The 9,492-nt window shown below is 69.3% G+C and carries 6 protein-coding genes; 1 reads left to right on the plus strand and 5 read right to left on the minus strand.

From position 1 onward, the window contains the following. Nucleotides 1-183: 183 nt before the first annotated feature. The 4 genes from E3T25_RS14325 to E3T25_RS14340 form a co-directional block, all read right to left on the minus strand. The gene (locus tag E3T25_RS14325) at nt 184-903 is read right to left on the minus strand and encodes a helix-hairpin-helix domain-containing protein (RefSeq protein ID WP_134375031.1); all 720 of its coding nucleotides are present in this window, start codon (nt 901-903) and stop codon (nt 184-186) included. 100 nt (nt 904-1,003) lie between these two features. Next, nucleotides 1,004-3,586 carry a leucine--tRNA ligase gene (gene leuS / locus E3T25_RS14330; RefSeq protein WP_104100007.1) on the minus strand — a complete coding sequence of 861 codons (2,583 nt, stop codon included), beginning with the start codon at nt 3,584-3,586 and terminating at the stop codon, nt 1,004-1,006. A gap of 78 nt (nt 3,587-3,664) precedes the next feature. Then, nucleotides 3,665-5,161, minus strand: a complete 1,497-nt coding sequence (locus E3T25_RS14335; RefSeq protein ID WP_134375032.1) for an anthranilate synthase component I family protein — start codon at nt 5,159-5,161, stop codon at nt 3,665-3,667. A gap of 286 nt (nt 5,162-5,447) precedes the next feature. Further along, nucleotides 5,448-6,959 (minus strand): M20/M25/M40 family metallo-hydrolase, encoded by a 1,512-nt coding sequence (locus E3T25_RS14340; protein WP_134343364.1) that lies wholly within the window; start codon nt 6,957-6,959, stop codon nt 5,448-5,450. 136 nt (nt 6,960-7,095) lie between these two features. Here E3T25_RS14340 and E3T25_RS14345 point away from each other — a divergent pair, with 136 nt between their 5' ends. Then, a complete protein-coding gene (locus E3T25_RS14345) occupies nt 7,096-7,752 on the plus strand; it encodes a DedA family protein (RefSeq protein ID WP_104100010.1) in 657 nt (218 codons plus the stop codon). Between the two features lie 41 nt (nt 7,753-7,793). Here the strand turns inward: E3T25_RS14345 and cydC are convergent. Next, the coding region (cydC, locus tag E3T25_RS14350; RefSeq protein ID WP_420898249.1) for a thiol reductant ABC exporter subunit CydC at nt 7,794-9,492 on the minus strand (1,699 nt) is incomplete at its 5' end.

A 9,492-nucleotide genomic window follows, 5' to 3' on the forward strand; every position in this document is an offset into this window, starting at 1 on the left:
CGTGCCCGGTGACCTCGCCACCGGTCCGCGGCGACGGAGCGGCTCGTCAAAAACGACACGCTTCAGCCCGCGAGCAGGCCGCCGACGGCGCCCATTGCCGCCAGTCGGTCAGTTTTCAAGCACCGGATACGCCCGCCGCACCGATGCGTCAGGACTTCAGGCACCCTCCGTTCACGGCCACTCTCACACGGTGATCAGGGCTCTGAGCCCCTCGAACGTCTTCTCACCGATACCGGTGACATTGCGCAGGTCCTCGACGGCCGCGAACGGCCCGTTGGCGTCGCGGAAGTCCAGAATGCGCTGGGCCATGGCCGGGCCGATGCGCGGCAGGGTGTCGAGGTCGGCCAGGCTGGCCGTGTTGAGGTTGACCAGGACCGCCGGGCCGCCGCCACCTGGGTCGGATGCGCCGCCGAGGGATGCACCGCTGCCCGGCGGCGGTCCCTCGGGGACTTCGCCGAGCTGGGGCAGGTAGAGCTGCTCGCCGTCGCTGACCTTGCGAGCGAGATTGGTGCCGGCCGGATCGGCGGTCTCGGTCAGCCCGCCGGCGGCGGCCACGGCATCCATCACCCGGGCGCCGGTGGAGAGTTCGAAGAGACCGGGACGCCGCACGGCGCCGAGCACATGAACCAAGATGAGGGCACCGGATGCCGAGGCTGCCCCCGAGGAACTCGGGTCCGGGCCGCTGTCGGCTCCACCGGAACCCGAACCCGCGGTCGGGTGCGCCGGGGACACCACCTGGTGCCCGGCCTGCTGTCCGAGCGCGGACACGATTACCGCGGTGGCCAACGCCAATATCAACAGCACGACGGCTGCGCCCACCCCGATGCGCACGCGCGCAGGAGCGCGCCCCTGCGCGCTCGGGGCCAGGCGGTCGAGTGCCGCGATTACCGGGTCAGGCTCCATCCCCGCAGGCTAAGCCGACGGGTGCCGGTCCCCCAGCGGACGGCCGTACACTGTGGGCGGCGCCGCGAGGTGCCGCCCTGGGGAGGCGAGGCAGGCGGTGCTACTGGCCGCGGGTGACGATGCTGACGAGTTTCGGCGCGCGCACGATCACGTTCATGATCTCGCGGTCACCGATCCGGCGGATGACCTCGGCCGAGGTACGTGCGAGGCGTTCCAGCTCGTCGCCGGAGATCTTCGGGGACACCTCGATGCGGTCGCGCACCTTGCCGTCGACCTGCACGACGGCCGTGACCGACTCCTCCACGAGCAGGGTTCGGTCGGCCTTGCGCCACTGCACGAGGGCGACACACGGCTCATGGCCGAGGAGCTGCCACATGTCCTCGGCCGCGTACGGAGCAAACAGGTTGAGCACCATGGCGGTGACCTCCGCGGCCTCGCGCACCGCGGCATCCGCGGGGCCGACGCCGGTGTCGATCACCTTGCGAGTGGCGTTGACGAGTTCCATCAGTCGGGCGACGACCACGTTGAACTTGAACGATTCGACCAGGCCGGGCGCATCGGCCAGGAAGCGGTGGGTGACCCGGCGGAGACCGGCGTCGCCGGACCTCCAATCGATGTCGGGCGTACTCGTGACGTCGCGGGCGACGCGCCAGGCGCGGGCCAGAAACTTGGCGGAGCCGACCGGCGAGACATCCGCCCAGTCGATATCGTCTTCCGGCGGTCCGGCGAAAGCCATGGTGAGCCGTACCGCGTCGACGCCGAACTGGTCGACCTCCTCGGTGAAGTAGACCAGGTTGCCCTTGCTCTTGGACATCTTGGCCCCGTCAAGGATGACCATGCCCTGGTTCAGCAGAGCCGTGAACGGCTCGGTGAAGCTGACATAGCCGAGGTCGAAAAGCACCTTGGTCATGAAGCGCGCGTAGAGCAGGTGCAGGATGGCGTGCTCGACGCCACCGACATACTGGTCGACGGGCGCCCACTTCTCGGCTTCCTTCGGGTCGAACGCCTTCGTGTCGTCGGTGGGGTTCAGGAAGCGCAGGAAATACCAGGAGCTGTCGACGAAGGTGTCCATGGTGTCCGCGTCGCGGCGTGCGGGGGTGCCGTCGATCGGGTTGGGCACGTTGACCCAGTCGGCCGCGCCGCCCAGCGGCGACGTGCCCTTGGGCTTGAGGTCGAGGCCGTCGGTGGGCGGCAGCAACACGGGAAGCTGGTCTTCCGGCACGGGGATCTCGGCGCCGTCCTGGCCGTGGATGATCGGAATCGGCGTGCCCCAGTAGCGTTGACGGGAGATGAGCCAGTCACGCAGACGGTAGTTCTTGGCGGCGCGGCCGGTACCGTCGGCGGCCAACTGCTCGATCATGCGCTTGATCGCGGTGTTCTTGCTAAGGCCGTTGAGCGCGCCCGAGTTGATCAGGCGGCCTTCCCCGGTCAGTGCGATGCCAGTGCGAGCCGGGTCGAGGGAGGTGAGCTCCTCGGTGCCGTCGATCATGTCCTGCGTGATCACGGGGATCATGCCGGTGACCGCGGCGGTCGTGTCGACGACCACGACCACGGGCAGGTCGAAACGGCGGGCGAAGTCGAGGTCGCGCTGGTCGTGGGCCGGCACCGCCATCACGGCACCGTGGCCGTAGTCGGCGAGCACGTAGTCCGCGGCCCAGATCGGCAGGCGTTCGCCGTTGGCCGGGTTGACCGCGTAGCGCTCGAGAAACACGCCGGTCTTCTCCCTGTCGGTGGCCTGACGCTCGATCTCGGTGCTGTTCTGAACCTGTACCAGGTATTCCTGGAACCGTTCCTTGACGGTGGGCGAGGCATCCGCGACCAGCTCGACGGCGAGGTCCGCGTCGGGGGCGACGACCATGAAGGTCGCGCCGTAGAGGGTGTCGGGGCGGGTCGTGAAGACGCTGATGCGCTCCTCGCGGCCTTCGATCACGAAGTCCACGTCGGCGCCGATGGAGCGGCCGATCCAGTTGCGCTGCATGTTGAGCACCTTCGCCGGCCAGGTACCCTCGAGCTGATTCAGGTCGTCGAGCAGGCGGTCCGCATAGTCGGTGATCTTGAAGTACCACTGGGTGAGCTTCTTCTTGACCACCACGGCGCCGCTGCGCTCCGAGGTGCCGTCGGCGAGCACCTGCTCGTTGGCGAGGACGGTCTGGTCTACCGGGTCCCAGTTCACCCAGCTGTCCTTGCGGTAGGCGAGGCCCTTCTTGTACAGCTGCAGGAACAGCCACTGGTTCCACTTATAGTATTCGGGGTCGCTGGTGTGCAGCTCGCGGGACCAGTCGAAGGATGCCGCGTAGAGCTTCATGCTCTTCTTCTGCTGCGCAATGTTGTCGTAGGTCCAGCCGCGCGGGTCGATGCCGCGCTTGATCGCGGCGTTTTCCGCGGGCAGCCCGAAGGAGTCCCAGCCGATGGGGTGTAGCACGTTGAAGCCCTGCTGACGCCAGTACCGGGCGACGATGTCGCCGAGCGCGTAGACCTCGGCGTGGCCCATGTGCAGGTCGCCGGAGGGATACGGGAACATGTCGAGCACGTACTTGCGCGGACGAACGTCGTCGGGATCGTTCGTGCGGAAGGGGTCGAGCTCTTCCCAGATCGGCTGCCACTTCGCCTGGATGGCGGCGAAATCGTAAACTTTTTCTTCGCTGTCCTGGCCGGTGCGGGTGTGGTCGTACTCGTGTGCCACGTGACTCTCTTCGTTGCAGTGGGGATTGCGCCAGCAGGCACAGGGCCGCGCGGAGGCGGCGTCCAAGCTCTTAGGTTACTAAACCTGGCCCTGGCCCGTGGCGGCTCCGGATCGAGGAACGCCGAGGACGGCCAGGAGCGCCGCCGCTTTCAGCCGGGTTTCCTCGATCTCCTCCAGCGGATCGGACAGCGCTGTGATGCCGCCGCCCGTGCCGATGGAGGCCCCGTCCGGACTGAGCACGATGCTGCGGATGACCATGGCCAGGTCGACCGCGCCGTTTCGCCCCAGATAGCCGAAGGCCCCGGCGTAGAGCCCGCGCGGTCCGCACTCGAGGGCGTCGAGGATGGTCATCGCACTGATCTTGGGTGCCCCGGTCATGGACCCGGCGGGGAAGCAGGACGCAACGGCATCCACCCCGGTCAGCCCCGCGGCCAGGCGCGCCTCGACCGTGCTGACCAGCTGGTGCACGTGCGCGTAACTCTCCACGGCGAGCAAGTTCGTGACCTGCACGCTGCCGAGCTCGGCGATCCGGCCGAGGTCGTTGCGCATCAGGTCGACGATCATCAGGTTCTCGGCGCGCTCTTTGTCGCTGCCCTCGAGCTCGTCGCGGAGCTCGCGGTCCCGGTCGGCCATCCGGGAGCGCGCCCGAGTGCCCTTGATCGGCTTCGTGGTGATCAGGCCGCCCGGGGTCACGGTCAGGAACTGTTCCGGGGAGGCGCTGAGCAGGGCGGTGTCCCCGAAACGCAGCAGCCCGCCGTGGTGGCTGGGGCTGCCGGCGCGCAACGCCAGGTAGGCGTCGACCGGATGCGGCCGCACGTCGACCAGGATCTCGTTGGTGAGGCAGAGCTGATAGGCGTCACCGGCCCGGATGAACGCCTGGCATTCCTCGATCAGCTCGGCGTAGTGGTGCACGTCGTGCCGCCACCGGGCTGCGCCGGCAGCGGCAACGGGGCCGGCAGCGGGGCCGACAGGCCACGTGACCGGCCGGGTCGCGGATGCTGCGGGCGGCGGCTCCGACGTGGCGAGAGCCTTGAGCACGGCATCGGCCCACACCTGCGGGGCATCCGTCGCGTCGCCGGAAGCGCGGCGAGCGAGCGCCCTGACCGTGCGTGCCGCGTGATCGAACACCAGCACTTGGTGCACCTCGAGCAGGGCGGCATCCGGGTAGTGGGAGTCGTGCACGGGCGTGCCGAGGGTCTGGGCGCCGAGTTCGTAACCGAGCCAGCCCACCCAGCCCAGCCGAAAGCCGCCGGTATCGTCGGTGCCGGTATCCTCGGTGGCATCGTCGGGGAAGCCGGCCGGCTCCGCTCGCAGGAACTCGAAGATCGTCCCGGGTGAGAGGTGGCCCGGCACGGACGGATCGCCGGCGACCGAGACCGTCACGGTCCCCTCCGGCACCGAGGCGGTGACGAACCGGGACCCGGGCGACGCAGACCCAAGATAGCTGAGGCCGGTTTCGGCGGCGTTGCCCGCATCCAACCAGAACGCGTACGGGCTGTTGCGGTAGAGGGTGTCGAAGACGCGGGCCGGATCCCACCACTCGGGCAGGAGGATGCTCTGAGTCGGCCCGGTCACACACCCAGCCTAGGTGCCCTGATTCTCCCCGGAGTGCAGCGATCTGCCGCCCCGGCCGCACGCTTGCCGAACTCGGTGCCGTGTCTGGAACGAATTCGACGGAGATTCTCCGGAAAAACGGCTTTTCCCGTGTGTCTGCGCCCGATCCGGGCAAAATCTCCGTCGAATTCGTTCGGACCCACTCATCTGGGTGCCGGGACAGCACCCACGACCCCACCGGGGACGCAGTGGGGACGCCGCCCGCGGGCGGCGTCCCCACCTTTCTCCGTCAGGTGCTGCAGCGTGGCTACTTCACAGCGAGGCTGCCCTTGAACTGGAGCCCCGTCGAGCCGGAGCCGCCGCCCCTGGTCGTGCCGTTGACCGCGGAGGTGGTCTCGCCGAACGTCATCGTCGTGTGGGCGATGGCATCGGCCATCTGCTCCAGCACCTCCGCATTGATGTTCGTGATGTCGTCGCATGCGGCGTGGTAGCAGGCATCGTACGGTGCGCCGGCGACGCCACCGTAGGTGACCGCCTCAGCCTCCGTCATCAGGTCTTCCGCACCGGTGAAGAGCCCGCCGGCGGGAATGCCGTTCTCGATGAACCCGAAGTAGTCGGACCGACCGTCGAACTCGGTGGGTTCTACGGCCAGCCCCTGCGAAGCGAAGTAGTCCAGGAAGACCTTCTCGACCAGCGCCGACCCGTTCGGGCCGGTGGTGCCGAAGGACGAGCCGTCACCGTCGTAGACGAAGCGCACAAAGTTCGGCGACGCGACCATGTCGAAGTTCAGGTTGACGGCATGCGCCTTGATCTGGCGTTTCGTCAGCTGTGACACGTAGTACTCGGAGCCGACCAGTCCATCCTCCTCACTGCCCCAAAACGCGAACCGCACCCGGTTGGTGGGTGCGTTGCCGGAGGCGGCGAGCTGGATGGCGGTTTCCAGGATGGCGGCGCTGCCGCTGCCGTTGTCGTTGATTCCCGCGCCCTCGGCGACGGAGTCGAGGTGCGCTCCGGCCACGACCGTACGGTCCGCGCGACCGGCCGAATCGGCCAGGATGTTGAAGGATTCAGTGACGGTGACCTCAGCATCCACGGCCAGCCGCACGGTCGGGGCAGGCTGCCCGGCCAGAGCCGCGCCGAGCGCGAAGGTCGTTCCGATGACCGGAACGGCGGTCTGCGGGGCGTCCAGAGTGCCGTTGACGATACCGAGGCGGTCGTCGGCGTTGCCTTGGTTGAAGATGATCACGCCGGCGGCGCCGGCCGCGATCGCATTGTCGGCCTTGACCCGGAAGGTGCAGGTGCCGCGTTGGATCAGGGCGACGTTCCCGGCCGTGAAGCCCGCGAAGTCCGCGGCTTCACAGCCGCTGGTCGAGGCCCGGTCGCCGACCAGGTTGATGTCGACCGCCTGTACCGCCGCCGAGACCGTGCCGGAGCCGGAGTAGCTCATCGTGGCAAAGTCGGTGCCGGCAGCGTAGGTGGTGGGGGTGGGCGTGAACTGCGCGAACGACTCCGCGTTCAGCACGAACTGCTCATAGGAGTAGGCCTGACGGATCGGCGTGTAGCCCGCGGCCTTGAGCCGCTCTTCGACGTAGACGGCGGATGCCTCGTACCCCGGCGTGCCGGACGCACGCGTGCCGCCGTTGGCGTCCGCGATCTCCTGGAACTTCTCCAGGTGGTCGATGATTCCGGCTGCCGTAACGGCTTCGCGCAGCGCGCCGGTGTCCGTTCCGTTATCGGCGTAGGCGGGCAGCCCGACGCTGACCGACAGGGCCACGGCCGTGCCGATGGCGGCGAGACGAATATTCCGATTCTGTTTCATGAGGGTCCCTCAGACTGGATCGAACGTGGGCCGGTCGTCCTTGAGCGGCCCTGCAGCGACGCTAGCGTATCCCCCAGTCGCGGGGCAAGGGCAGGTCCCCAGCCCCGCTGCGGGTGCACGGCTTAGGCTGTGGGTCGTGAACGATATCCTCAGCTGGATCCTGGATACGGTTTCCAGCGTGGATCCGGTGCTGCGCACCCTCCTGGCCGGACTCGGCATGCTGCTGGAGACATCCGTTCTCGTCGGCCTAGTCGTGCCGGGCGATTCCATCGTGATCGTGGCGAGCACCGCGGTGAGCAACACGGCCGAGTTCCTGGGGCTCGTCGCCGCGGTGATCGTCGGTGCCCTGATCGGCGAGAGCATCGGCTTCGCGCTCGGCCGCCACTTCGGGCCGTGGATCCGGATGAGCCGCCTCGGGCGCCGGCTCGGGGAACGCAACTGGGCCCGGGCCGAGATCTACCTGGCACGGCGCGGCGGCATCGCCGTGTTCCTGTCGCGGTTCCTGCCCGTGCTGCACTCGCTGATCCCGCTGACCGTGGGGATGAGCCCGATGCCCTACCGCACCTTCATGAAGTGGACCGTGCCGGCCTGCGTGATCTGGGCGGTGGCCTACGTGTCGATCGGTTCGGCCGCCGCCGAAGGCTACCGCGAGCTCTCCGACCGGCTCCACTTCGCCGGATACCTCTTCGTCGGCGCGATCGCGCTCTTCGTGCTGCTCGTGTTCCTGGTCAAACGCTGGCTGCACCGCCGCGAGGAGCGACACATGGAACAGCCGGAGCCTCCGGTCGTCTGACCGCACGCTCGGTCGGGCGACCCCTCGTTCGGCTGTCAAGTTCAGCGGGCAGGTCCGGGCACGACGACCCTCGCGGTGATCAGGTCGTCCGGCACCGGCGTGTGTGAGATGAGCAGCACCGCACGGCCGTCCTCCGCCGCCGTGACCAGGATGTCCCGCACGAGCACGTCGCCTTGCGCCTCGTCGACGTTGGCGGTGGGTTCGTCGACGATGAGCACCGCGAAATCCGCCAGCAACGCCCGCGCCAGCGCGATGCGCTGGGCCTGACCGCCGGAGACCAGGGCACCCCGCTCGCCGACCCGGGCGTCGAGGCCCCCACGCTTGGCGGCCCACTCCCCCAGTCCGACCCGGGCGAGCACGGCCTCGAGGTCGTCGTCGGTGGCCGTCGTGCGGGCGAAGAGCAGGTTCTGACGGATGCTGTCGTCGAAGAGCCAGGGACGCTGTTCGCACAGTCCCACCCGGCGACGCACCTCGGCCGGGGCCAGCGTGCGCGCCTCGACGCCGTCGAGCCGGTACGAGCCCGTGTAGTCGAGGAAGCGCACCAGGGTCTGGGCCAGGGTGGTCTTGCCGGCGCCGCTCGGCCCTGCCAGGTGCACGCGGTCCCCCGGCGCCAGGCGCAGGGTGATGCCCGTGACCGCCGGGGTAACGGAACCGGGCCAGCGGGCACCCACGTCGGTGAGTTCGAGCACCGGGTGGGCGCTGACGCTCGTGGTGGACATCGCATCCGCCGGCGCATCCGTCGGCTCGGTTACCGACTCCGCCGGGATCTCCGTGGGGACGCTGGTCGGCACCGCCGTCGCCACCCGCGCGGCGCTGGAGCGCACCTGGCGCCAGACGCCGAGCGCGAGCGGGATCATTCCGAACACCTCGAACACCGCCATGGGCACGAGCACGACCACGACGAAGCCCGGTCCGCTGAGGCCAGCCGGCCCGGAGAGGGCCGGAATGCCGACCTGGAGCGCGGCGACCGTCGCCAGACCCGCGAACAGTGACAGCACGGCTCCCTGCACGCCCACGCCCAGCGACCGGCGCAGGGAGGCCCGGCGCAGCCGGTCGTCGGCCGCCGCAAGGGTGGCCAGGCGGGCATCGAGGGCCCCGAAGGCGCTCAGCACATCGAGGTTCTCCACCACCTCGAGCACCTCGCCGGCGAGGGCTCCGCGGAGGGGTGCAAGCTGACGCTCCGACCGGGCGGACAGCGCGCTGGAGGTGACGGTGGCGATCAGACCGGCAACGAGGAGCGCCAGCGCCAGCGTGACACCGGCGGCGGGGAGAACCAGCCAGACCCCGACCACGCTCACGCTCAAGAGGATCCCCGCCGTGGCCAGAGGCTGCACCACCCGCAGCGGGAAGTCCTGCAGGTCGTCGACGTCGCGCACGAGGCGACTGAGCAGGTCGCCGCGGCTCGTGCCTCCGAGGCCGGCCGGGGAGAGCGGCAGGATCCGAGAGAAGATGCCCACGCGCAGGTCAGCCAGCTGGCGGAATGCGGCGTCGTGGCTGGCCAGACGCTCGAGGTAGCGGAACGCAGACCGTCCGAGGGCGAACGCACGCACCCCGACGACCGCCATCGAGAGGAACATGACCGGCGGTTGCTCGGCGGCTCGGGTGATCAGCCACGCCGACGACGCCAGGAGGGCCACCGCGAAGACCGCGCTCAGCACGCCCGCGGCCAGGCCGGGGGCGAACCGGCGGGCAGGCGGCTGGGCCAGGCGCAGGACGGCGCGCACCTCGGCCCGGCCGGCC

It is taken from the genome of Cryobacterium sandaracinum (genome assembly GCF_004403415.1).
GTDB lineage: Bacteria > Actinomycetota > Actinomycetes > Actinomycetales > Microbacteriaceae > Cryobacterium > Cryobacterium sandaracinum.